Genomic DNA, 23,823 nt, shown 5'->3' on the forward strand with positions numbered 1-23,823 from the left:
GACCATGATGCTCCGCGCTCAGCGCAACTTCTAAGATCAATCATCCGATTGATTGGAGAGCCCCGGCAGGAAACTGCCGGGGTTTTTCTTTGTTGGTGATCCGACGTATGCTGTCCTGAAAGAATGGGCTTCGCCTCCCGGAAGAGGCGGTGCGGGAGTATTCAATCGTGAACAGTCGGATATTTCGGAGGCGGGCGGCGATGGACGCGATTGGGGCCAGCATCATCGCTGGCGCTACAATCCTCGCTATCGCGCCAGCATCGGCCCAACGGTACGATCCCAATTACCCTGTATGCCTGCAAAGATGGGAGTGGGGCGGCAGCAGCACGATCTACTGCAGCTACGCTTCCTGGCAAGCATGTAAAGACGCTGCGGTCGGCTTGCCCGCAATGTGCATGGTCAACCCATATTGGTCCCAGCCGGGTTCAGCCGGCCCCGTCCGCGCACCTCGTGGCCGGGCCGCTCCGGCCAGCACGTGGTGAACATCGAAACCGTGTCCCTGATGGGGACCGGCGCTGCGGCTGTCGCGTAAGCTTATGCGCGCTTGGAGGGGAGCGACGCTTTCGTGGAGCGCCGCTATTCCACGCTGCCAGCACCACGGTGCAAATCGGCCTCGATCTGCAACCGCGTGCCGCCGCCGAAGCGGGCGCGGTAGACCTGGAGATTCTCCATGATCCGCTGCACGTAGTTGCGGGTTTCAGAGAAGGGAATCAGCTCGACCCAATCGACCGCGTCGACCCTGGCGTCACGCGGGTCACCGTAGCGGTCGATCCACTTCTTCACGCTGCCGCGCCCGGCATTGTAGGCGGCAAACGTCATGATGTAGGAGCCGCGATAGTCCTCAAGCAGGCCGCCGAGTTCGGCCGCACCGAGCGTGGCATTGTACGAGGAATCGTTCTTTAGCCGCGACAGGTCGTAAGTCGCGCCGTGCCGCTTGCAGACATAGCGCGCCGCGTCCGGTGTCACCTGCATCAAACCGTAGGCCTGGGCAGGGGAGACCACGGCGGGGTTGAACGCGCTCTCCTGCCGCGCGATCGCGTAGACGATGCTGCGTTCGACCTCGGGTCCAATCTGTGAAAACTGCGGAATGCCGTTGACGGGGTAGGCGTAGAAATCGAACGGCAGGCCACGATTGAGTGCGGCTTTCCCGACCAGCAGCATGCCGCGCGCGTCGCCATAGCGCTGGGCCAGCTCGCCGAGGCCGGCCAGAGCCTCGGGATCGCCGTTCTCGCCCATGTCGGCGAGCAGCGGCACCGTCAGCTCGCGTTCATCGAGCTCGTAGAGCAATTGCGCGGCCCGCACGATCTCGAGCCGACCGGCGCCGCGGCTGCGCGGCTGGCTGTTGAGCTCGATCTGCGGCAGGCCGAGCTTGGCGCGTGCCAGCTGGCCGTAATAGCTGGTCGATTGCTCGGCGGCGCGGGCATAGGCGTTGCGCGCTTCCTGCTGACGTCCGGCAGCCTCCGCCGCGCGGCCCTGCCAGTAACCGGCACGCGCCAGCGTGGTCGGATTGACGCTGCCGACGCCGATGCGGGCAAAGTGCTGGCTGGCCGCCGCGGGATCGTTGAGGAAGCGCAGTGCGATCCAGCCCGCCGTGAATTCCTGCTCGGTCTTGTAGATATCGCGCGAGGGCAGGGCCCCGTCGCGCGCGATCAGATAGGCGCTGCGGAAGTCCTCGGTGTCGATCATCTTGCGAGCCAGGAGGCGCCGCTCGATCCACCATTCATCGAGATTGTAGAGCCGGTTCGGATCCTTCGGCGCCGACAGCATCAGTTGAGCAGCTTCGGGAAACTTCTCCTCGCGGCGCAGCAGCTGGATCTTGCTGAAGATGAAGCCGGGATCGCTGTGCAGCTCGCGCGGCACCTCTTCGAGCAGCGCGCGCGTGTTCGGCGCCTTCTTGAAGGAGGCGATACGGGCCTTGGCGAGGGCGACATAGCCGGCGCCAAGCCGTTTTGCCGCGCGCAGCGCCGCCTCGTGCTCACTGCCGTAGAGCAGCGTGTCCATCCGCGCCTTCTGGTCGCCCGGCGTCAGCAGGGCGCCGAACTGATCGAGCGCGTTGTTCTCGGTCTCCTCCGACATCGGATCGCTGCGCCAGGCCTCGCGCACCAGCCGTTCGGCATTGGCTCGGTCGCCGCGCGCCAGCATGGCCTTGGCCAGCACGAAGCGGCCTTTGGCCGAAACGGGGGATTCGTTCTCAAACCACGACCAGCCAACGGAATCGTCGCGCTTGTCATCCCACATCGCGGCTTCGAGCCGCCGGCGCAGGAAGGTCTGCGACGGCCAGCTCGGATTGGCGGAGAGGAAGGCGCGGTAGCGCTCAACGCTGGCACCATTGTCCTCGCTGCGCAGGATGATCCATTCCGCGAGCTTTCGCGCGACCGGATCGGAGATCGAATCTGCGTAACTGGTGGCTTCGCCCGGCTTACGCCTGCGCACCAGCTCGATGACGTTCTCCAGCGTCTCCTTGTCGGCTTGCGACGTCGATGAGGTCGCAGCGACCGCGGCTGGCGTAACCGGCTTGCGGGGGGCGGCGTGTTGGCGGGTCGCAGGCGCCAGCACGGGCGTCGCGACAGGTCTGGCGGAGGCTGGGCCCGGCGCGGAGGGTCTGACGGTGGCTGTCACCGCCGGCGCGTCCGCGGCCGGTCGTGATTTTGGCGCCCCAGCGGCGGCGGCAGGTTTCGGCTTGTCCTTCGCCGCGTCCTTGCTGGCAGGCTTCTTCGCCGCGTTCTTGGCGGGAGCGGAAGCTGCTGGCTTGCTTCCGCCCTTGGCTGTCTCTTTGGCCGATCCCTTCGTCGTATCCTTCGCGGGCTGCTTGGCGGCCGGCTTCGCGGTTCCTTTGGCCGCTGGCTTCGCGGGTTCCCTAGCGGGTTCCTTGGCGGCGTCCTCCGTTGTCTCACTGGACTTGGCCAAGGCGACACACCCGATCGACAGGCTGGCCATCAGGCACATGGCCAGACCGGCAGATCGCCATGCAACACGAGGAAAGGAGGTCACGGCGGTTCGTCGCCCCGAATCAGTCAATTGGCTCAAGACCTATCTGTACAAGATCTGGCTGTATTTGATTGAATATGCGGACAAAATACCAACAGCCCCTTACCGTCGCCGGGTTTGCACCACCACCGCGGCAAAATCGCGGCTTAAACCGTGCGTCACGCGGATGCGGCCCTTTTACCGGCCGGGGAGACCCGATATGAAAGAGGCTTGCTCTAAATCTCGCCGCGTACGGAGGAAGTCCATGGCAGCCAAGACGAAATTCCGGGGGTCGTTCACCGCCTTGGTCACGCCGTTCAAAAATGGCTCGCTGGACGAGGCTGCGTTCCGCTCCCTGGTCAACTGGCAGATCTCCGAGGGCACCAACGGCCTGGTCCCGGTCGGCACCACCGGCGAGAGCCCGACGCTCTCCCACGATGAGCACAAGAAGGTCGTCGAATGGTGCATCGAGGAGGCCAAGGGCCGCGTGCCCGTCATCGCCGGCGCCGGCTCCAATTCCACCAAGGAAGCGGTCGAGCTTGCCCAGCATGCCGAAAAGGCGGGCGCCAACGCTGTCCTGGTGGTGACGCCCTACTACAACAAGCCGACCCAGGAAGGCATGTACCAGCACTTCAAGGCGATCAACGATGCGATCGGGATTCCGATCATCATCTACAACATCCCGCCGCGATCGGTGATCGACATGTCGGTCGACACCATGAAGCGGCTATGGGAGCTGAAGAACATTGCCGGCGTCAAGGACGCCACCGCCAGCATGGTGCGCGTATCGCAGCAGCGCGCGGCACTCGGCGAGGACTTCAACCAGCTCTCCGGCGAGGATGCCACCATCATCGGCTACATGGCGCATGGTGGCCATGGCTGCATCTCGGTGACCTCGAACGTTGCGCCGCGCCTGTGCGCCGAGTTCCATGCCGCCTGGGCCAAGGGCGACGCCAAGGCTGCGCTCGCGATCCACGACAAGCTGATGCCGCTGCACAACAACCTCTTCATCGAGAGCAATCCGGCGCCCGTCAAGTACGCGATGTCGCTGCTCGGCAAGTTCGACGAGACGCTGCGGTTGCCGATGGTTCCGGTCTCCGAGCCGACCCGCGCTGCGGTGCGCAGCGCCATGGTGCACGCCGGCTTGATCAACTGATTCAGCCAAACGGAGGGTCGTTCATGAGCGTCGACGAGAAGGGTAGGAAGATGCTCACGGAGTTCCGTGAGTTCGCCATGAAAGGCAACGTCGTCGACCTCGCAGTCGGCGTGATCATCGGCGCGGCCTTCGGCGCTATCGTCACCTCGCTGGTCGGTGACATCATCATGCCGGTCATCGGCGCCGCGACCGGCGGCCTCGACTTTTCGAACTACTACGTCCCCTTGTCGAAGGCGGTGACCGCCACCAACCTGGCGGATGCGAAAAAGCAAGGCGCCGTGCTTGCTTACGGCAACTTCCTGACGCTGACGATCAACTTCATCATCATCGCCTTCGTGCTTTTCCTGGTCATTCGCGCCATAAATACGTTGAAGCGCAAGGAAGCGACCAAGCCCGCGGAGCCGCCGAAGCCGTCGGAGGAGGTGGTTCTGCTCACCGAGATCCGCGATCTCCTCAAGAAGTGACGCGCGTGCTTCATCCGATTTGTTAGCGTCGCTGCGCATCTTTCTCAGGTTTGTTGTCCAGGTTTTCGTCATGGCCGATAAGAACGAACGTCCGATCAAGGTCATGGCGGAAAATCGCAAGGCCCGCTTCAACTACGCGATCGAGGATACGGTCGAGGCGGGCATCGCGCTGACCGGCACCGAGGTGAAGTCGATCCGCAACGGCAAGAGCACGATTGCGGAGTCCTATGCCGATTCCAAGGATGGCGAGATCTGGCTCATCAACGCCACCATCCCCGAATATCTCCAGGGCAACCGCTTCAACCACGAGCCCAAGCGACCGCGAAAGCTGCTGCTGCACCGCCGCCAGATCAACAAGCTGATGGGCGCGGTCGACCGCGAGGGCATGACGCTGATCCCGCTCAAGCTTTACTTCAACGAGCGGGGGCGCGCCAAATTGCAGCTCGCGATCGCAAAGGGCAAGAAGCTGCACGACAAGCGCGAGAGCGAGAAGAAGCGCGACTGGAGCCGGGAGAAGGGCCGGCTGATGCGGGCGAGGGGATGATTTCAGGGCGAGCAGGAAATGGCGAGTGGCGCATCGGGCGAAGCGCTTTTCAGCCCGTTAGCCAGTCGCTATTCGCCACTCGCTGTTCGCAGCCTCAGGGAGCGTGACATGGCTCAACCTAGCCTGACCGACGTCGATTGGAGCCAGATACCCGCACCCGCGGACGATGGCGGTGCCGCGCATTTGAAAGGCCTGATACTGCCTGCGATCAGCCTGCGTGCGACCGATGACAATTCGGTCGATCTATCCGCGCTATCGGGCCGCACCGTGGTGTTCGCCTATCCGCGCACCGGCGAGCCCGGCAAGATCGCCCTGGTCGACGACTGGGACATGATCCCGGGCGCGCGAGGATGTACCCCGCAGACATGCGCGTTTCGCGACTTGTTTGCCGAGCTGAAGGCCGCCGGCGCTGCCCAGGTGTTTGGCCTCTCGACCCAGAGCAACGAATACCAGACCGAGATGGCGTCGCGGCTGCATCTGCCGTTCCCGGTGCTCTCGGACGAGAAGCTGGCCTTCACGCGGGCCCTCAATCTGCCGACGATGGAGGTTGCGGGCCTGACGCTGATCAAGCGCCTCGCCCTGATCGTGGACGACGCAAAGATCACCCACGTGTTCTATCCGGTGTTCCCGCCCGACCGGAACGCCGGTGACGTGCTGGACTGGCTGAAGGCCCATCCCGCCAAAGCCTAGTCGAGGTCGGCCTTCACCCTAGCGAACACGCTGCGGAACATGTCCGGCGTCAGCACGCCTGTGTTCGTGTTGTAGCGGGAGCAGTGATAGCTGTCGTAGAGCTTGAATGCGCCCGCCTGATGCACTGCGCCATGGCCGAAGGGCGCCTGCGAGGCTTTCAGCTTCAGCGGCTTGAGCACGCTGTCGTGCGCAATCCGCCCGAGCGCGATGATCGCGCGCAGCTTCGGCATCGTGCCGAGATTGGCGACGAGAAACTGCCGGCAGGTGTTGATCTCCACCGGCAGCGGCTTGTTCTGCGGTGGAACGCAATGCACGGCATTGGCGATCCGGCAGTCGACCAGCTTGAGGCCGTCGTCGGGCCGGGCCTGATAACTGCCCTTGGCGAAGCCGTATTCGAGCAGCGTGGCGTAGAGCAGGTCGCCGGCATAGTCGCCAGTGAACGGCCGGCCGGTGCGGTTGGCGCCCTGCATGCCCGGCGCGAGGCCGACGATCAGCAAGCGCGCCTTGATGTCGCCGAAAGGTGGGACCGGGGCATTGTGCCACAACGGCTCCCGTGCGCGGTTCGCCTCGCGAAAAGCGACGAGGCGCGGGCAGAGCGGACAATCACGGTCGGGGACGAGGTTGGGGACCTGGAGGCTTGACCGGGCCGCCTCACTCCTCGAAGTCGTCATCGCCCCTCGGCGCCATCGTGGTCGCGCGCTGGAGGAACTGGGGGGCGTGATGGCGCGCCTCGCGCTCGCCGCGGTCGCGCGGGGCAGGACGCTCGGACGGATCGCGGCCAAGCTTGGACTGCAGCTCGACGAGGTCGGTAAAGACGTCGGCCTGGCGGCGCAGCTCGTCGGCGATCATGGGCGGCTGGCTGGCGATGGTGGAGATCACCGTGACCCGCACGCCGCGGCGCTGCACGGCCTCGACCAGCGAGCGGAAGTCACCGTCACCCGAGAACAGCACCATCTGGTCAATGTGCTCGGCGAGCTCCATCGCGTCGACGGCGAGCTCGATGTCCATGTTGCCCTTGACCTTGCGGCGGCCGGAAGCGTCGATGAACTCCTTGGTCGCCTTGGTGACGACGGTGTAGCCGTTGTAGTCGAGCCAGTCGATCAGGGGACGGATCGAGGAATACTCCTGATCCTCGATGATCGCTGTGTAGTAGAACGCCCGCAGCAGGGTTCCGCGGCTCTGAAATTCCTTCAGAAGGCGCTTGTAATCGATGTCGAAGCCGAGAGTTTTCGCCGTCGCGTAAAGATTGGCCCCGTCGATGAAGAGCGCGATCTTGTCGGTGGAGGAAGGTGACATTCAGTTTGCTCGCGTAGTGTTCGTGATCATGCGTTATTGTTGGCGCAGCGGCAGCAAGCCGCGCAGTTCAAAGTCCTGCCGAAACCCGTCGAAACCGCAAATCCGGAGAAGTCAGGGCAATCAAGGTATAGTTATGGCGGACTCTTGTACACCGGCGCCGCCTCGACAGCAGCCCGGGACCACCAGTCTCAGCCCCCCAATGTGGGGGTAGCAGAGCCGTTTGGCGAGGCCAAATCACAATTTGGCCTTGCGAAACCTGCCCGGCCCCTATAACTAGCGCCAATCATCCACATATTTCGTCCCACCCACAACGGAGCGACAGTCTATGGCTCGCGTCACCGTAGAAGATTGTATCGACAAGGTCGACAACCGCTTTGACCTGGTCCTGCTGGCGGCCCACCGCGCCCGCATGATTTCGTCCGGTTCACAACTAACGGTTGACCGAGATAACGACAAGAACCCTGTTGTATCCTTGCGTGAAATTGCCGACCAGACCATCTCGCCGGAGGATCTCCGCGAGGAGCTGGTGCACTCCCTCCAGAAGTTCGTCGAGGTCGACGAGCCCGAGCCGGATACGGTTCCGCTGATCGGCTCCGCCGGCGCCAGCGTCGATGCGGACGACACCGAAGTTGCCGTGGAGCGCATGACCGAAGAGGAGCTCCTGAAGGGCCTCGAGGGCCTCGCGCCGCCGGAAGAGCAGCCCGAGGAGGACGAGTAATCGTCTTACTCGCGATCGTCGACTTCTTGTGATCTTATCAAAGGCCCGAACCCGCGTTCGGGCCTTTGCTTTTGTTGACGTTTTCGTGGTTACCATAGCGTTGCCCGACCGCACCGCGCGCCTGTCACCGAATTGATCGGCCGTGCCCGCGATCGGAGCTTAGGATGTACAACGGGCTGTTTCGTGGTCCGTTCGAAGGTAGGACGGAATGGTGTATCGACGCCGCAGATCCACGCAGATGCAGGCCGCAACCGAATCGGTTGCCGTGGCCCCGACTGCGCCGGTGGCACGGCCAGCGAAGCCGCGCGCGCGGATGATGCGTCAGTATGACCTCGTCGAGCGCGTCCGGTCCTACAATCCGAACACCAATGAAGACCTGCTGAACCGCGCCTATGTCTACGCCATGAAGGCGCACGGTTCGCAGACCCGCGCCTCCGGCGATCCGTATTTTTCGCACCCGCTCGAAGTGGCGGCGATTCTCACCGACCTGAAGCTCGACGATGCGACCATCGTCGCCGCCCTGCTGCACGACACCATCGAGGACACCGAGGCGACGCGTGCCGAGATCGACCAGCTCTTTGGTCCCGAGATCGGCGCGCTGGTGGAAGGCCTGACCAAGCTGAAACGCTTGGAGTTGGTGTCACGCGAAGCCAAGCAGGCCGAGAACCTGCGCAAATTGCTGCTGGCGATTGCCGACGATGTCCGCGTGCTCCTGGTCAAGCTGGCCGACCGCCTGCACAACATGCGCACGCTCGATTTCGTGCCCACGGAATCGCGGCGGCGCATTGCCGAGGAGACGCTCGACATCTATGCGCCGCTGGCCGGGCGCATGGGCATGCAGGAAATGCGCGAGGAGCTGGAGGATTTGTCCTTTCGCACTCTCGATCCCGACGCCTATTCGGTGGTGATGCAGCGGCTCGACGCGCTCGCCGAGCGCAACCGCAATCTGATCGGCGAGATCGAGGACCAGCTCTCCAACAATCTGCGCCACCGGGGTCTCGGCGCCCGGGTCTATGGCCGCCGCAAGAAGCCGTTCTCCATCTGGACCAAGATGGAGCGCAAGTCGGTGGGCTTCGAGCAATTGTCCGACATTTTCGGCTTCCGCGTCGTGGTCAACGACATCGAGGCCTGCTATCGCGCGCTCGGCATCGTCCACACCACCTGGCCGGTCGTGCCGGGACGGTTCAAGGATTACATTTCGACGCCGAAGCAGAACGACTATCGCTCGATCCACACCACGGTGATCGGTCCCGGCAACCAGCGCGTCGAGCTCCAGATTCGCACCGAGGCCATGGACCAGATCGCCGAGCGCGGCATCGCAGCGCACGTCTTCTACAAGGAGGGTGTGGGCTCGCCGACCGAATTCCTCAAGCGCGAATCGAACGCGTTCGCCTGGCTGCGCCACACCATCGGCATTCTCTCGGAGAGCGCCAACCCCGAGGAATTCCTCGAGCACACCAAGCTCGAGCTGTTCCACGACCAGGTGTTCTGCTTCACCCCGAAGGGCAAGCTCATCGCGCTGCCGCGCCATGCCAATGTGATCGACTTCGCCTATGCCGTGCATACCGACGTCGGCAACAGCGCGGTGGGCTGCAAGATCAACGGCCAGTTCGCCCCGCTGTCCTCGGAGCTTCAGAATGGAGACGAGGTCGAGGTGCTGACCTCGGAAGCGCAGTCGGCGCCGCCCTCGGCCTGGGAAACGCTGGCGGTCACCGGCAAGGCGCGCGCCGCGATCCGGCGCGCAACGCGCACCGCGGTGCGCGATCAATATGCCGGTCTTGGCCGGCGTATCGTCGAGCGCCTGTTCGAGCGCGCCAAGATCGAATACGCCGACGACAAGCTCAAGGGCGCGCTTCCGCGGCTTGCGCGCACATCGATCGAGGACGTCATGGCGGCCGTCGGCCGCGGCGAGATCAAGGCCTCCCACGTGGCGCGCGCGATGTATCCCGACTACAAGGAGGAGCGCGTCGCGCGCTACGGCATCAAGAAGGGGTTCGCCGCCAAGCTCAAGGAGAAGGTGCTCGAGCGGTCGCGTAGCCCGGTTGCGATCCCGATCGGCGGCAACAACTCCGATCTGCCGGTGAAGTTCGCGCCGAACGGCGGCGCCGTGCCGGGCGACCGCATCGTCGGCATCGTCACGCCGGGTGAGGGGATCACGATCTATCCGATCCAGTCGCCGGCCTTGAAGGATTTCGAGGAGGAGCCGGAGCGCTGGCTCGACGTCCGCTGGGACATCGAGGACTCCGCGCCGCAGCGTTTCCCGGCGCGCATCAAGGTCGAGAACGTCAACGAGCCCGGCGCGCTGGCGCAGATCGCGACCGTGATCGCCGAGCATGACGGCAATATCGACAACATCAGCATGCAGCGCCGCTCACCCGACTTCACGGAGACGACGATTGATCTCGAAGTCTACGATCTCAAGCATCTGAGCGCGATCCTGGCGCAGCTTCGCGCAAAAGCGGTCGTCGCCAAGGTCGAACGTGTTAATGGATAGGCGCCCGTTGCGTTTGCCTGTTTCTCCGATCTCGCGAGTCCTGAAATGCCTGCATCCCCGCTCCGCCTCGGCGTCAATATCGACCACGTCGCGACCGTCCGTAACGCACGCGGCGGCCGCCATCCCGACCCCGTCCGTGCTGCGCTGCTTGCGATCGAGGCCGGCGCCGACGGCATCACCGCGCATTTGCGCGAGGACCGCCGGCACATTCGTGACGAGGACATGGCGCGGCTGAAGGCCGAGATTTCCAAGCCGCTGAATTTCGAGATGGCGGCCACGGATGACATGATGAGCATCTCGCTCGCGACCAAACCGCATGCGGTGTGCCTGGTGCCGGAACGGCGCCAGGAGGTGACGACCGAGGGTGGGCTCGACGTCGTCGGCCAGCGCAATGCGCTCGCGCCCTATATCGCGCGGCTCACCGATGCCGGCATCCGCGTCTCGCTGTTCATCGCGGCGGACCCCGCGCAGATCGCGATGGCCGCGCAGTTGCGCGCGCCCGTGATCGAGATCCATACCGGCGCCTGGTGTGACGCCGTGGTCGACGGCCGTGCCGACAAGGCCGAAGCCGAGTGGCAGCGGATCGTGGCGGGCGCCAAGGTCGCGAAGGATGCGGGATTGGAGGTCCACGCCGGTCACGGGCTCGACTACGCCACGGCGGAGAAGATCGCCGTGCTGCCTGAGATCAAGGAACTCAACATCGGCTACTACATGATCGGCGAAGCCCTGTTCGTCGGGCTTGCCGAGACGGTGCGCAAAATGCGCGCAGCGATGGATCGCGGCCGGAGCCGGGCATGATCATCGGCATCGGCTCCGACCTGATCGATATCACTCGGGTGGCAAAGGTGATCGAGCGTCACGGCGAGCGTTTCCTCGACCGCATCTTCACGGCGGCCGAGCGGGCCAAGGCGGAGCGGCGGGCCAAGAACGAGAAGATGGTGGTGGCGACCTATGCCAAGCGCTTTGCCGCCAAGGAGGCTTGCTCCAAGGCGCTCGGCACCGGCATCCGGCAGGGCGTCTGGTGGCGCGACATGGGGGTGGTCAATCTGCCGGGGGGACGGCCTTCCATGCGGCTGACCGGGGGGGCGCTGGCCAGGCTCCAGGCCCTGACGCCTGATGGCTTCGAGGCTCAGATCGATCTGTCGATCACCGATGATTGGCCGTTGGCGCAGGCCTTCGTGATCATTTCCGCCGTCCCGCTGGCGAAGCCCTGAGGGGTTGTCGTCAATTTATAATTCTTATTAAATTTCAACGCCTTATTTGTTTTTGATGCGATCCTTGATTGCGTGGCCTCCGACAACCGTCTAAAAGTCCGCCAATGCAAATCACGCTGGGCGAATTCGGCTTTACGCCAGAATTGGCCCTCATTATCAGAATCAGGACAATCTCCCTGGGCCGCGAACCGGTGGGCCGTTCGCGGGAGGAGGGCGTTCTGTGATCGCCGGCCGGAATTGAGAGAGCAATGAGCGTGACGTCAGGAACGAAAACTGAGAGCGGCGTCGGCGAAACGATCCGGGTCGTGATCCACGCGCTCCTGATCGCGCTGGTGATCCGCACCTTCCTATTCCAGCCGTTCAACATCCCGTCCGGGTCGATGAAGGCGACGCTGCTCGTCGGCGACTATCTGTTCGTGTCGAAATATTCCTACGGCTACAGCCACTACTCGATCCCGTTCTCGCCGCCACTGTTCTCGGGACGGATCTGGGGCTCGGATCCGAAGCGCGGTGACATCGTCGTGTTCCGGCTGCCCAAGGACGACACCACCGACTACATCAAGCGCGTGATCGGCCTTCCCGGCGACCGCATCCAGATGAAGGACGGTCTGCTCTACATCAACGACACCCCGGTCGAACGCCAGCGCATGAGCGAATTCGTCGGCGAGGACCCGTGCGGCTCCGAGGGCGGCGGCATCTCGCGCGTGAAGCGCTGGAAGGAAACATTGCCGAACGGGGTCTCCTACGAGACGCTCGATTGCGCCGACAACGGCTACATGGACAACACCAACGTCTACACCGTGCCACCAGGCCATTTCTTCATGATGGGCGACAACCGCGACAATTCCACCGACAGCCGCTTCCTCGGTCAGGTCGGCTACGTGCCCGCGGAAAACCTGATCGGCCGCGCGCAGATGATCTTCTTCTCCATCGGCGAGGGCGAGCAGGCCTGGATGTTCTGGCGCTGGCCATGGTCGGTGCGCTGGAACCGGTTCTTCAAAATCGTCCGATGAAAGACGAAGCCAAGGACATCGCGACCCAATCGATCGACGCGCAAGCCGCTCCCGAGGGCGAAGCTGCAACCAAGACGCTTGCGAGCAGGGCTCCTGAAACCAGGGCTCCCGAAGCCAAAGCTGCTGAAACGAAGGCTCCTGCCAAGAAAAAGCGGACGCGCAGCAGCAAGGCCAAGGCGAAGGCGGCGGCCGACGCCAACGCGGCACTCGAGGCGCGCATCGGCCACAGCTTCACGGACCCGAACCTGCTGATGCAGGCGATCACGCACGTCTCGGCGCTGAAGTCGGGTCGCAAGCGCGGCGACAGCTATCAGCGGCTGGAATTCCTCGGCGATCACGTGCTCGGGCTCGTCGTCTCCGACATGCTCTACCATGCCTTCCCCAACGCCGATGAGGGCGAGTTGTCCAAGCGGCTTGCCGAGCTCGTGCGTAAGGAAAGCTGCGCCGACGTCGCCAAGTCGCTCGGTCTGCTCGACGACATCAAGCTCGGCTCGGTCGGCTCCAGCGCCGATGCCCGCCTGCGCAAATCCATCCTGGGCGACATCTGCGAAGCCGTGATCGGCGCGATCTTCCTCGACGGCGGTCATGCTGCGGCGGACGAGTTCGTCAAGCGCAACTGGACCGAGCGCATGCACAAGCCGCGGCGGCCCTTACGCGATCCCAAGACCGTGCTCCAGGAATGGGCGCAGGGGAAGGGATTGCCGACGCCCGTCTATCGCGAGGTCGAGCGCACCGGCCCGCATCACGATCCGCAATTCCGGGTCGCGGTGGAACTGCCGGGGCTCGCGCCGGCCGAAGGGATTGGCGGCAGCAAGCGGGCGGCGGAGAAGGTGGCGGCATCAGTGATGATTGAACGTGAAGGTGTTGGCGGCGGCAATGACGGCTGAAACAAGCGGCGAGGTGCCCCCTGCTACACGCTGCGGTTTTGTCGCGCTGATCGGCGCGCCGAATGTCGGCAAGTCCACGCTGGTCAATGCGCTGGTCGGGGCCAAGGTCACCATCGTCTCGCGCAAGGTGCAGACCACGCGCGCGCTGATCCGCGGCATCGTGATCGAGAACAACGCCCAGATCATTCTGGTCGACACCCCCGGCATCTTCCTGCCCAAGCGCCGGCTCGACCGGGCAATGGTCTCGACCGCCTGGAGCGGGGCGCATGATGCCGATCTCGTCTGCGTGTTGCTGGACGCCAAGACCGGGATCGACGAAGAGGCCGAGGCGATCCTCAGCAAGGCCGCGAGCGTCAATCACGACAAGATCCTGGTCATCAACAAGGTCGACCTGGTCCAGCGCGAGAAGCTGCTGGCGCTGGCACAGGCCGCCAACGAGCGTATGAAGTTCGCGAGAACCTTCATGATCGCCGCGATTTCTGGCGACGGTGTCGACGATATCCGCACGACGCTTGCCGAGATGGTGCCGGCGGGGCCATACCTCTATCCCGAGGACCAGATGTCGGATGCGCCGATGCGGCAGCTGGCGGCCGAAATCACGCGCGAAAAGATCTATCAGAAGCTGCACCAGGAATTGCCCTACCAGTCCACGGTCGAGACCGACAAGTGGGAGGAGCGCAAGGACAAGTCGGTGCGGATCGAGCAGACGATTTTCGTGGAGCGGGAAAGTCAGCGCAAGATCGTGCTCGGCAAGGGCGGCGCCACCATCAAGTCGATCGGTGCGGACTCGCGGAAGGAGCTGATGCAGATCCTTGACGTGCCGGTGCATCTGTTCCTGTTCGTGAAGGTGCGCGAGAACTGGGGTGACGATCCCGATCGCTACCGCGAGATGGGCCTGGAATTTCCCAGGGAATAGCCAAGAAAAGATCAGTCGCCGATGATGGTGCCCCGCAACGTCCAGCGTTTCGAAGCGCTGCTCTATGCCTCGCTGATGCTGGATGCGCTCTCGGTGGCGGTGCAGGACCGCACGCCCAGCATCGAGATGACCGAGCAGATGATCATGACGGCGACGCTGCTCGTCGGCGGGATGATCCTGCTGCTGGTCTATTTGGTCTGGCTGGCTGCGCATTGGCGCAAGAATTGGCCGCGCTGGGTGCTGGCGGCGGCACTCGTGCTGTCCGTGATCTCGCTCGCGCAAATCCTAGGCGAGCGGGGCCTCGAGCTCGACAGCGCGATCGAGACCGTCTCCTGCGTGCTGACGACGTTCGGGCTGTATTTCTCCTTCACCGGCGATGCACAGGGCTGGTTCAACGCGTAAGGTTTCACGCGGTGCCGTAGGGTGGATTAGCGAAGCGTAATCCGCCAACTCGAATTGCGCGCGAAACTTGGCGGATTACGCCTTCGGCTAATCCGCCCTACGATTTCAGGCTGGAATCCGCTAGACTTCACTCCATGGAATGGACCGACGAAGGCATCGTGCTGGGCGTGCGGCGGCATGGCGAGAGCAGCGCCATTGTCGAGCTCTTGACGCGCCAGCATGGTCGGCATCTCGGTCTGGTGCGCGGCGGTGCCAGCTCTCGGCTGCGGCCTCTCCTGCAGCCCGGCAATAGCGTCAGCGCAGTGTGGCGGGCGCGGCTCGACGAGCATCTCGGCACCTATGCGATCGAGGGATTGAAGCTGCGTGCAGCGACGCTGCTGGGATCGTCCCACGGCGTTTATGGCGTCACCCATCTGGCTTCGATTGCGCGGCTGCTCCCCGAGCGCGATCCGCACCAGGACATCTTTGCCCTGCTGGAGCATTCGCTCGACGATTTCGACGATATCGGCAGCGCAGCCGTTCACCTGATCCATTTCGAGCTGGCCATGCTCTCCGAGCTCGGCTTCGGGCTCGCACTCGAGAATTGCGCGGTGACCGGGGAGACCACCGATTTGATCTATGTCTCGCCAAAATCCGGCGGCGCGGTGTCGCGCGGCGCGGGCGAGCCGTGGCGCGACCGGCTGCTGCGGCTGCCGCCGTTCCTGCGCCACGGCGAGGTGCACAACGATCTCACCGACGAGGATCTCCAGGATGGATTTCGGCTGACCGGCCTGTTTCTGCTACGCCATGTGCTGGAGCCGCGCGGGCAGACCCATTCCGATGCGCGGGCCGGTTTCATTAACGCGTTGACGCGGCAGCAGGCCAAGGCAGCGTGGCCCGCGCCATGAACTGTTCTGCTGCATCGCTCGAATCTCGGGTTCCTTAGGGAACCAAATGGCCCTGTCTGCGTTTGTGGGGCTGGTTCCACAACGGGGACAGCCCAAATGTTGATCAGGGGGGTCGCGCTGACCGCGCTGCTGCTTGCCTTTGCGCCTGATGCAATGGCCGGGGAGCCGCAATCCGGCGTGTTTCGCCGGGCATCCTGCACTTTGGTCCGGTACTATGTGGCGAAATATTCGGCTGCCGCGGCAGAGGCATGGGCGAGGTCCAAGGGTGCCACGGATGCCGAAATCGAGGCGGCTCGCCATTGCCTGGCCAACACGCCGGTTACGGCTCAAGCCAAGGTCCAGCCGACCGTGACCGCCGGTTGGGCCGGGCAGTAGAAACTCACAGGGAATCAATCGATCCTTGCCCGATTCGCTTCCACGGTTTAACCGGGCGGCATGGGAAAACGAATCGTTCCGCCGGAAGAACCGGCCGAAATTCACGAGGTGCCGCTGCGTGACGCGCTGGAAGAGCGCTATCTCGCTTATGCGCTCTCCACCATCATGCACCGCGCGCTGCCCGACGCGCGCGACGGCCTGAAGCCGGTCCACCGGCGCATCCTCTATGGCATGCGCCTGCTCAGGCTTGACCCCGGCACCGCTTTCAAAAAATCCGCCAAGATCGTCGGCGACGTGATGGGCTCGTTCCATCCGCACGGCGACCAGGCGATCTACGACGCCATGGTGCGCCTCGCGCAGGATTTCTCTTCGCGCTATCCGCTGGTCGACGGCCAGGGCAATTTCGGCAACATCGACGGCGATAATCCCGCCGCCTACCGATACACAGAAGCCCGCATGACCGACGTCGCGCGGCTTCTGCTCGAGGGCATCGACGAGGACGGCGTCGAGTTTCGCGCCAACTACGACGGCCAATCGAAAGAGCCGGTCGTGCTGCCCGGCGGCTTCCCGAACCTGCTCGCCAACGGCGCACAAGGCATCGCGGTCGGCATGGCAACCTCGATCCCGCCGCACAACGCCGCGGAGCTCTGCGACGCCGCGCTGCATCTGATCGAGAAGCCCGACGCCAAGTCCAAGGCGCTGATGAAATGGGTCAAGGGACCCGATTTTCCGACCGGCGGCATCTGCGTCGATTCCAAGCAGGCCATTGCTGAAGCCTACACGACCGGCCGCGGCTCGTTCCGCGTTCGCGCGAGGTGGCAGCAGGAGGAGGGTGCCCGTGGCACCTGGGTCGTGGTGGTCACCGAGATTCCTTTCCTGGTGCAGAAGTCGCGGCTGATCGAGAAGATCGCTGAGCTGCTCGATCAGAAGAAGCTGCCGCTGGTCGGCGACATCAGGGACGAGTCGGCCGAGGACGTCCGCATCGTGATCGAGCCGAAGTCGAAGAACGTCGATCCGGCGCTGATGATGGAATCGCTGTTCCGGCTGACCGAGCTCGAGAACAAGATTCCGCTGAACCTCAACGTGCTGATCAAGGGCCGTATCCCCAAGGTCGTCGGGCTCGCGGAATGCCTGCGCGAATGGCTCGACCATTTGCGCGACGTGCTCCTCCGCCGCTCCAACTTCCGCAAAGGCCAGATCGAACATCGCCTCGAGGTCCTTGGCGGTCACCTGGTCGCCTATCTGAACCTCGACAAGGTGATCAAGATCATCCGCACAGAGGACGAGCCTAAGCCGGCCTTGATCAAGGCGTTCAAGCTCACCGAAATCCAGGCGGAAGCCATCCTCAACATGCGTCTGCGCAATCTACGCAGGCTCGAGGAAATGGAGATCCGCAACGAGGACAGGGATCTCCGCAAGGAGCTCAAAGGCATCGAAACCCTTCTCGCGTCCGAAGCCGAGCAGTGGAAGAAGGTCGGCGAGCAGGTCGGCAAGGTCCGCGACATGTTCGGACCGAAGACGCCGCTCGGCAAGCGCCGCACCACCTTTGCCGATGCGCCTGAGCACGATCTCGCCGCGATCGAGGAAGCCCTCGTCGAGCGCGAGCCGGTGACGGTCGTCGTCTCCGACAAGGGCTGGATCCGCACCATGAAGGGGCATGTCGAGGACCTCTCGGGCCTCGCCTTCAAGCAGGACGACAAGCTCGGCTTCGCCTTCTTCGCCGAGACGACCTCGAAGCTGCTGCTGTTCGCGACCAACGGCAAGTTCTACTCGCTCGATGTCGCCAAGCTGCCCGGTGGCCGCGGTCACGGCGAACCGATCCGCCTGTTCATCGACCTCGAGCAGGAGGCGGCTCCCGTTGCGCTGTTCGTCAACAAGGGCGGTCGCAAATTCCTGGTGGCGAGCCACGAAGGTCAGGGCTTTGTCGTCAACGAGGACGACTGCGTCGGCACCACCAAGAAGGGCAAGCAGGTTCTCAACGTCGACATGCCGAACGAGGCGCGCGCCGTCACCGAGGTGATCGGCGACACGGTCGCGGTCATCGGCGAGAACCGCAAGATGCTGATCTTCCCGCTCGACCAGGTGCCGGAGATGGCGCGTGGCCGCGGCGTTCGCCTGCAGAAGTACAAGGACGGCGGACTGTCCGACGTCGCTGTCTTCGAGGCCAAGGCAGGCCTGACCTGGAAGGACTCGGCGGGGCGCGAATTCTCCGCGACCATGAAGGAGCTGGCGGAGTGGCAAGGCACCCGTGCCGACGCAGGCCGCCTTCCACCGAAGGGTTTCCCGAAGTCGAACAAGTTCGGCAAGGTGATCGGGTAGGCTAGTCTTGTGTCCCCGACGCGCTGCAGCGCTCTTGCGTTGCTGAGCCGGGGCACAGGTGAATGTGTGGCGCACACCTGTTTCAGTTCGTCACGCGAGCGCAGCGAGTCCAGAATCTTTCCGCGCCGGCAGTGTGGATTGCTTGGCTGCGCGCGCAATGACGAACTGCGGCAGCGCCGCTCGTCAATTCGCATTCCGCCACTCCGCTCCGTCTGATACCGTCGGGCATCCCGGTTTTCTCGATCGTTGAGAAGTCACGTGATGTACGATGTCATTGTTGTCGGTGGCGGCTCGGCTGGCGCAGCGGTTGCGGCACGGCTGTCCGAGAATCCGTCACGGCGCGTCCTGCTGCTGGAGGCGGGTCTCGACTGGCGCGCCCATGAGGCGCCCTGGGAAGTGCGGACGCCGAACCCGATCCCGGTCATTCACAAGCGCGAGTATCAGGAGAAATGGCAGTGGCCTGATCTCCAGACGCGCCGCGTCGCAGGGCAGGAACCGCGGTTCTACTGGCGCGGCAAGGGGCTTGGCGGCTCGTCGATGATGAACGGCCAGATCGCGATCCGCGGCGTTGCCGATGCGTTCGATGAATGGGCGGCCCACGGCTGCACCGGCTGGTCGGCGAAGGAAGTGATGCCGCTGTTCTCGGTGATCGAGGATGATCTGGAATTCGGCGATGTCGCAGGTCACGGACGCGGCGGACCGTTGCCGGTCTATCGCGCGCCGCCGGAAAAATGGGGGCCGATCGATCGCGCCCTGCGCGATGCGGCACTCGCGAGCGGCTATGCCTGGTGCGCCGACCTCAACGGACCCAATGGTGAGGGCGTCGCCTGCTATCCCATCAACAGCCGCGACAGCCGCCGCATCACCACCAACGAAGGTTATCTGGAGCCCGCGCGCGGCCGCGCCAATCTGGAAATCCGGGGCAGGACGCTGGTCGATCGCGTGCTGATCAGCGACGGCCGGGCCACGGGCTTGTGCGTTCACACCGAGGGGCAGGGCCCCAGCGAGATCAGCGCGCGCCAGATCGTGCTCTGCGCCGGCGCCATCCACAGTCCGGCGATTCTGCTGCGCTCGGGCATTGGACCTGCGGATGAGTTGAAGGCGATGGGGATTGCGGTCGAGCGCGATTTGCCGGTCGGCCGCCACTTCTTCGACCACCCGCTGTTTCGCGCCACGATCCAGCTCCACGAAAATCTGCGGCCGACCGATCCGGACAGGCGCCACACCAATTGCTGCGTGACCTATTCTTCCGGCCTCGGCAATGGCGGCAAGCGCGACATGATCCTGATCGCGTTCAATCATCGCGGCATCGGCACGCCCGGGGCGATCGGCGCCGGCCTGTTCAACGCCTATTCGCGTGGCACGCTCAGGCTGGCCTCGACCGATCCGTCCATCGATCCCATCGTCGAGGAGAACATGCTCGCCGACCCCCGTGACATGCTGCGGATGATGGATGCGGTGAAGCGGCTCGCGGTGATCACCTCGCAGCCGGCGCTCGCAGGGATCGCCGACTGGATCAGATTTACCGACACCAACCTGACATTGCCGCAGGCGGCTCACCTGCCGGATCACGAGCTGGATGCGCTGCTTCGGTGCGAAACGGGCGATATCCAGCATGCCGCCGGCAGCTGCCGCATGAGCGGCCTCAATGATCCCGATGGCGTGGTCAATCCTGACGGCACGGTGAAGGGCATCTCGGGCCTGCGTGTCGCCGACGCCTCGATCATGCCCTCCGATTGCCGCGCCAACACCCACTTCACGACGGTGGTGATCGGGGAGGCGATCGCGCGGATGATGATGCGATAGAATTCGCTCCGACGCAGCGATGATGAAATCTATTTTTCGACGGCCAGGCCGAACAACGGTCGCAGGTATGTTCCCAGAATGTTGCCGATGAAGGCAGCAACCAGCCAGCACCAGCCGTGCAGACTGCCCGAAGCGATCCCGCTGAAATAGGCGCCGATGTTGCAGCCATAGGCGAGGCGCGCGCCATAGCCGAGCAGCAGGCCGCCGATGACGGCGGCGACCAGCGACTGTGCGGAAATGCGCAAGGTCGGATTGAACTTGCCGGCGAGACCCGCCGCCAGCAAGGCCCCCAGGATGATGCCGAAATCCATGACCGAGGTGATGTCAGCGAAAATGCTTTGATGGAGCGAGGCCGCGCGGGCACCTTGCCAATAGGACCATGATGCGACGTCGACGCCCAGGCTCATCAGGATTTTCGATCCCCAGAGCGCGAACGCGGAGGTGATGCCCCATGGCCGCCCTGCAAGGTAGAGCGTGGCGAAATTGCCGATCGCGAGCAGGATCGCGCCCGCGAGAAGCGGCCAAGGCCCCTGCATGAACCGGCGCGCGCCGCGCAGCTTGGTCCGCGCTCTGGGCTCGAGTTCGCCGTGCCGCCGGATTTCGGCCCTGACCGTCGCGACGTAAATGGCGGCCATCATCAGCCAGCAGAGCAGGAGCGCAGGAAGCCATCCGAGCCGCTCGATCAACGAGACTGCCCCGATATTCGGCAGCGCGCCCCACCACGGCAGATGCAATGCGCCGAGTGTCGATCCCGCGATGAAGGCCGCGAGCGTCACCAGCATGCGGGTGTTGCCGCCGCCGGCGGTGTACAGCGTTCCCGAGGCGCAGCCGCCGCCGAGCTGCATGCCAAGTCCGAACAGGAAGGCTCCGGTCAACATACCGACTCCGACGGCGCCGAGTTCGCCGTGAACGGCCTGGCCGAACAATGACCCATGCGCCAGTGCCGGGAAGAACAGAGCTGTTGCCAACGCAAGCATGACCATCTGCGCGCGCAGCCCCGCGCCTCTTTGCGCGACGATGAAGACGCGCCAGGCCGAGGTGAATCCAAACAGTGCGTGATACAGCGTCAGGCCGAGCGCGCCGCCGAGCAGGAGCAACGATCCTTGCCGCCAGGACACCGCGGCCGACAAGGCCACCGTGCCGGCGAGAAGAATGACCGTGGCGAGTGCGACGATCGCGAGATTTGCGCGATGTCGATGGTTGTCTGGAGCGAGGAGGCGTGCATCGATGGACAGATCGGTCATGCTCTGATTCCGGCAAAAGCCGGTCCTTGTGCTAGCGGGCTAACCAGAGCGAACAGCCCGCGTTCCAATCGCCGCCTCTCTGCGTTGCACGAGATCAAACGGAGGAACCGCGCATGATGCGCGTTCCCCGCGGCGAACCATTGCCAGGATGATGATGGATGCCACTCTGTTGCGCGTTTCGCGCGAGCGACGGCGTTCGCGCGGCGCATCTCGCCCGAGATTTGTTTCGCGCAAGCGCCTTCGTCAAGACGATGACGCAGGGAGGGCGGCTGCGCGATGGTCTTAGCGTGTCCTTCGTGCTCTCCCCGGGGAGCGATCGCCGGCTGTGTGTGCGAAGACGGGTCGGTCCATCATCTTCACATGAATTGTCTCACACTCTGGAGAAATCGTTCTTTCTCGCCCGGTGCATAACCCTGGGAAGCGCCGTAGTAAGGTTCGTGGTTGTTCGGTGCTGCCCGGTAGCGAATCGGCGGCTTGGGCGGCGCATATGTTTGGCGGGAATCACGCCGTTTGTTCCCTCGGGCCGTCGCACCGGCGTAATATGGGTTGAGGACGCACATCTGACCGTTGGCCGAGGCCCTGCATTGGTCCATCGTCGTGAAGCTGCACCTATAGTATGGACTGGTTCCGAACGAGACGACGTATAAGCAAACGGGAAACGCGGGATCATATCTTTGAGACCGGGCTTGCCCGGCTGCTAAGGTGATACTCACGGTCAGAATCGTCCAGGCCCATTTGCGCATTGAACTTCCTCCAAGTCCGCCGCACGAGCGGAACAACGCCCGTGACGAGGCGGTCGCCGGCTATTCGATCGTTGCATTCACGGTCATGACGGACCTTCCTGAGCCGTACGGACCTTGTCCTTCGCCGTAGATCGCAAACGTATCGGCTCCCTTGTATCCCGCAGTCGCGGTGTACGTGAACGTCGTGACATTGAGTTGCCTAAGCCTCCCGTGCGAGGGCTGCCGGGAAACGCCCGACTTATGCATCGCTCCGGGAATTCGCATCGGGAAATTGCATGTGTGCCCGGCCCTGATCGCGAAGTAGGCCGTCATGTCGACGCCGAACACCGATGGATGACCGGTCACCCGGCAGTCGGAGACGGCAAACGCCGTCGCGGGCGCTAGGCTCAGGACGGCTGCAATTGCCAACGACCGCATGCTTGTCTCCGAGGGTCACGGACATCACGGCAGTCGATCTCGAAGCATCTGGATCACCATTGATTTGAATCAACGTACCTTGGATCGCCCCCACGATCCTCAGTGCCGCACCTGCCGCGCAGCTTCCCGCCTCGCCGAAGCTCAAACAGGCGAGCCGGAGCGAGACTCGAAAAGCTTCGCCGAAGCTGATGCCGTGACCGGCATCAGCTCCTGTTTCGGCGCTACGGATCCGTCACGCCTTCACCTTGTTGGTCGGCCAGTTGTGGGTCTCGCCCGTGGCGTCGCGGCACCAGCGGTAGAAGGCGTCGTAGAGCAGCATGCCGGCCTCGAGTTGTTCGAGGTCGTCATCGTACATCCGCGACAGCCCAAGCGAAGCCGCGAGCAGGCCGGCCGCTTCCGGGGCGAGATGAGGCCGCGCGGTGTCGGCGCCGCGGACCAGCGTTGCGAGCCGGAGCAGCGCCGGCGTGGCGATGCCGAACTCCTCGATCATGACGTCGAAGGTGCAGAGCTCGCCGCGGTGGCTCCAGAACACGTTCTCGATATCGAAGGGGGCGGCGCGGAAACGCTCGCCGACGGCGACCACCTCGGATGGCGCGACAAACAGGAACACCGCAGCGGGATCGACGAAGCGGCGGATCAGCCAGGGGCACGCGATGCGGTCGACCTTCGGCCGCGCCCGCGTCACCCAAACCGTGCGCCCTTTGGCATCCCGCGGCGGCAGCTTGCTCGCGTCGACCAGGGGCAGCTTGGCCGCCTTCCAGCCTTCGAAGCCGCCTTCCAGCGTTTCGGCCTCGGCGCCGAGCTGGCGGAGCCAGGCCGCGGTGCCCTGCGCGAGTTTCTCGCCACGGAAGCACGAGATGACGGCGCGGCGACCGGCGAAGTCGCCGCCCCATTCCGCCACGGTCTCGTGGCTGAGCTTGATCGAGCCCGGGATGAGCCGCCGGTCGACGGCAAAATCCTCCGCCGTTCGAACGTCGATCAGGGCAGGAGCATTGGCTGTGCCGATCAGGCGCGCCAATTTGTCGGGTGATATGGTTGTGAACGTCGGCATGATGCGTCCTCGCATAGACGAAACGGGACGCGATACTTGGGCATGTCGCCTCGTGGGGAGATCGCTCAAATCCCCATGGCGCTGATTACAGCGAAACGACACCGGCCTGTCAATCGCCTGATACGTCCCCATCGCAGGTCAGCAAGATATGCGGCCCCGGTCTATAGTGCTTGAAAGTGGAATTCTTCGGAGGGATCGGGGTTGATGCTCGATCGCCGCA

24 protein-coding genes are annotated in these 23,823 nt (G+C 63.9%); 17 read left to right on the forward strand and 7 right to left on the reverse strand.

All coding sequences use genetic code 11. From position 1 onward, the window contains the following. Positions 1-200: 200 nt before the first annotated feature. Positions 201-482 (forward strand): DUF3551 domain-containing protein, encoded by a 282-nt coding sequence (locus BM222_RS13020; RefSeq protein ID WP_092228656.1) that lies wholly within the window; start codon positions 201-203, stop codon positions 480-482. A gap of 94 nt (positions 483-576) precedes the next feature. On the opposite strand, the gene BM222_RS13025 is transcribed toward BM222_RS13020, so the two are convergent. After that, positions 577-2,937, reverse strand: coding sequence for a lytic transglycosylase domain-containing protein (locus BM222_RS13025; RefSeq protein ID WP_177243184.1), 2,361 nt, complete (start codon positions 2,935-2,937; stop codon positions 577-579). 295 nt (positions 2,938-3,232) lie between these two features. On the opposite strand from BM222_RS13025, the gene dapA reads away from it, so the two are divergent. The 4 genes from dapA to BM222_RS13045 all read left to right on the forward strand — a co-directional run bounded on the left by dapA (position 3,233) and on the right by BM222_RS13045 (position 5,821). Then, positions 3,233-4,123, forward strand: a complete 891-nt coding sequence (gene dapA / locus BM222_RS13030; protein ID WP_092228658.1) for a 4-hydroxy-tetrahydrodipicolinate synthase — start codon at positions 3,233-3,235, stop codon at positions 4,121-4,123. 50 nt (positions 4,124-4,173) lie between these two features. Beyond that, positions 4,174-4,587, forward strand: a complete 414-nt coding sequence (gene mscL, locus BM222_RS13035; protein ID WP_177243206.1) for a large conductance mechanosensitive channel protein MscL — start codon at positions 4,174-4,176, stop codon at positions 4,585-4,587. A gap of 70 nt (positions 4,588-4,657) precedes the next feature. Beyond that, a complete protein-coding gene (gene smpB, locus BM222_RS13040) occupies positions 4,658-5,131 on the forward strand; it encodes an SsrA-binding protein SmpB (RefSeq protein WP_092228818.1) in 474 nt (157 codons plus the stop codon). Positions 5,132-5,239: 108 nt separating this feature from the next. Continuing rightward, positions 5,240-5,821, forward strand: coding sequence for a peroxiredoxin (locus tag BM222_RS13045; RefSeq protein WP_092228660.1), 582 nt, complete (start codon positions 5,240-5,242; stop codon positions 5,819-5,821). Here BM222_RS13045 and BM222_RS13050 read toward each other — a convergent pair. Together BM222_RS13050 and BM222_RS13055 are read right to left on the reverse strand one after the other, a co-directional pair. Then, positions 5,818-6,492 carry a uracil-DNA glycosylase gene (locus BM222_RS13050; protein WP_092228661.1) on the reverse strand — a complete coding sequence of 225 codons (675 nt, stop codon included), beginning with the start codon at positions 6,490-6,492 and terminating at the stop codon, positions 5,818-5,820. The genes BM222_RS13045 and BM222_RS13050 overlap by 4 nt on opposite strands. Further along, entirely contained in the window at positions 6,473-7,117 is a 645-nt protein-coding gene (locus BM222_RS13055) for a LabA-like NYN domain-containing protein (protein ID WP_045008001.1), read from the reverse strand. The genes BM222_RS13050 and BM222_RS13055 overlap by 20 nt, the downstream gene beginning before the upstream one ends. A gap of 325 nt (positions 7,118-7,442) precedes the next feature. Between BM222_RS13055 and rpoZ the strand changes: the two genes are divergently transcribed. The 12 genes from rpoZ (at position 7,443) to BM222_RS13115 (ending at position 20,148) form a co-directional block, all read left to right on the forward strand. Next, positions 7,443-7,835 carry a DNA-directed RNA polymerase subunit omega gene (rpoZ, locus tag BM222_RS13060; RefSeq protein WP_027522935.1) on the forward strand — a complete coding sequence of 131 codons (393 nt, stop codon included), beginning with the start codon at positions 7,443-7,445 and terminating at the stop codon, positions 7,833-7,835. A 208-nt stretch (positions 7,836-8,043) separates the two neighbouring features. Then, positions 8,044-10,329, forward strand: a complete 2,286-nt coding sequence (locus BM222_RS13065; RefSeq protein ID WP_092228662.1) for a RelA/SpoT family protein — start codon at positions 8,044-8,046, stop codon at positions 10,327-10,329. Positions 10,330-10,374: 45 nt separating this feature from the next. Continuing rightward, a complete protein-coding gene (locus BM222_RS13070) occupies positions 10,375-11,127 on the forward strand; it encodes a pyridoxine 5'-phosphate synthase (protein WP_092228663.1) in 753 nt (250 codons plus the stop codon). After that, on the forward strand, positions 11,124-11,543 hold the full coding sequence (acpS, locus tag BM222_RS13075; protein WP_092228664.1) for a holo-ACP synthase: 420 nt from the start codon (positions 11,124-11,126) through the stop codon (positions 11,541-11,543). Before BM222_RS13070 ends, acpS begins: the two co-directional genes overlap by 4 nt. A 248-nt stretch (positions 11,544-11,791) precedes the next feature. Continuing rightward, positions 11,792-12,556 carry a signal peptidase I gene (gene lepB, locus BM222_RS13080; RefSeq protein WP_092228665.1) on the forward strand — a complete coding sequence of 255 codons (765 nt, stop codon included), beginning with the start codon at positions 11,792-11,794 and terminating at the stop codon, positions 12,554-12,556. Continuing rightward, entirely contained in the window at positions 12,553-13,443 is an 891-nt protein-coding gene (gene rnc / locus BM222_RS13085; RefSeq protein ID WP_092228666.1) for a ribonuclease III, read from the forward strand. The genes lepB and rnc overlap by 4 nt, the downstream gene beginning before the upstream one ends. Further along, the gene (gene era, locus BM222_RS13090; RefSeq protein ID WP_092228667.1) at positions 13,433-14,359 is read left to right on the forward strand and encodes a GTPase Era; all 927 of its coding nucleotides are present in this window, start codon (positions 13,433-13,435) and stop codon (positions 14,357-14,359) included. The genes rnc and era overlap by 11 nt, the downstream gene beginning before the upstream one ends. Before the next feature lie 21 nt (positions 14,360-14,380). Further along, a complete protein-coding gene (locus BM222_RS13095; RefSeq protein ID WP_092228668.1) occupies positions 14,381-14,761 on the forward strand; it encodes a hypothetical protein in 381 nt (126 codons plus the stop codon). 134 nt (positions 14,762-14,895) lie between these two features. Then, positions 14,896-15,648, forward strand: a complete 753-nt coding sequence (gene recO / locus BM222_RS13100; RefSeq protein ID WP_092228669.1) for a DNA repair protein RecO — start codon at positions 14,896-14,898, stop codon at positions 15,646-15,648. Between the two features lie 96 nt (positions 15,649-15,744). Continuing rightward, positions 15,745-16,023 (forward strand): hypothetical protein, encoded by a 279-nt coding sequence (locus tag BM222_RS13105; RefSeq protein WP_092228670.1) that lies wholly within the window; start codon positions 15,745-15,747, stop codon positions 16,021-16,023. Between the two features lie 60 nt (positions 16,024-16,083). Then, on the forward strand, positions 16,084-18,342 hold the full coding sequence (gene parC, locus BM222_RS13110) for a DNA topoisomerase IV subunit A (RefSeq protein ID WP_092228671.1): 2,259 nt from the start codon (positions 16,084-16,086) through the stop codon (positions 18,340-18,342). Positions 18,343-18,603: 261 nt separating this feature from the next. Beyond that, positions 18,604-20,148, forward strand: a complete 1,545-nt coding sequence (locus BM222_RS13115) for a GMC family oxidoreductase (protein WP_092228672.1) — start codon at positions 18,604-18,606, stop codon at positions 20,146-20,148. A gap of 29 nt (positions 20,149-20,177) precedes the next feature. Here the strand turns inward: BM222_RS13115 and BM222_RS13120 are convergent, their stop codons facing one another. The 4 genes from BM222_RS13120 to BM222_RS13135 all read right to left on the reverse strand — a co-directional run bounded on the left by BM222_RS13120 (position 20,178) and on the right by BM222_RS13135 (position 23,603). Then, positions 20,178-21,392, reverse strand: a complete 1,215-nt coding sequence (locus BM222_RS13120; protein ID WP_092228673.1) for a YeeE/YedE family protein — start codon at positions 21,390-21,392, stop codon at positions 20,178-20,180. Positions 21,393-21,748: 356 nt separating this feature from the next. Further along, positions 21,749-22,135 (reverse strand): DUF3551 domain-containing protein, encoded by a 387-nt coding sequence (locus BM222_RS43005; RefSeq protein WP_143105946.1) that lies wholly within the window; start codon positions 22,133-22,135, stop codon positions 21,749-21,751. A gap of 60 nt (positions 22,136-22,195) precedes the next feature. Further along, entirely contained in the window at positions 22,196-22,552 is a 357-nt protein-coding gene (locus BM222_RS39980; protein ID WP_143105947.1) for a hypothetical protein, read from the reverse strand. 232 nt (positions 22,553-22,784) lie between these two features. After that, positions 22,785-23,603 carry a chromate resistance protein ChrB domain-containing protein gene (locus BM222_RS13135; RefSeq protein ID WP_143105948.1) on the reverse strand — a complete coding sequence of 273 codons (819 nt, stop codon included), beginning with the start codon at positions 23,601-23,603 and terminating at the stop codon, positions 22,785-22,787. Positions 23,604-23,823: the final 220 nt, after the last annotated feature.

The organism is Bradyrhizobium sp. Gha, assembly GCF_900113735.1.
In the GTDB taxonomy this organism is placed as follows: Bacteria; Pseudomonadota; Alphaproteobacteria; order Rhizobiales; family Xanthobacteraceae; genus Bradyrhizobium.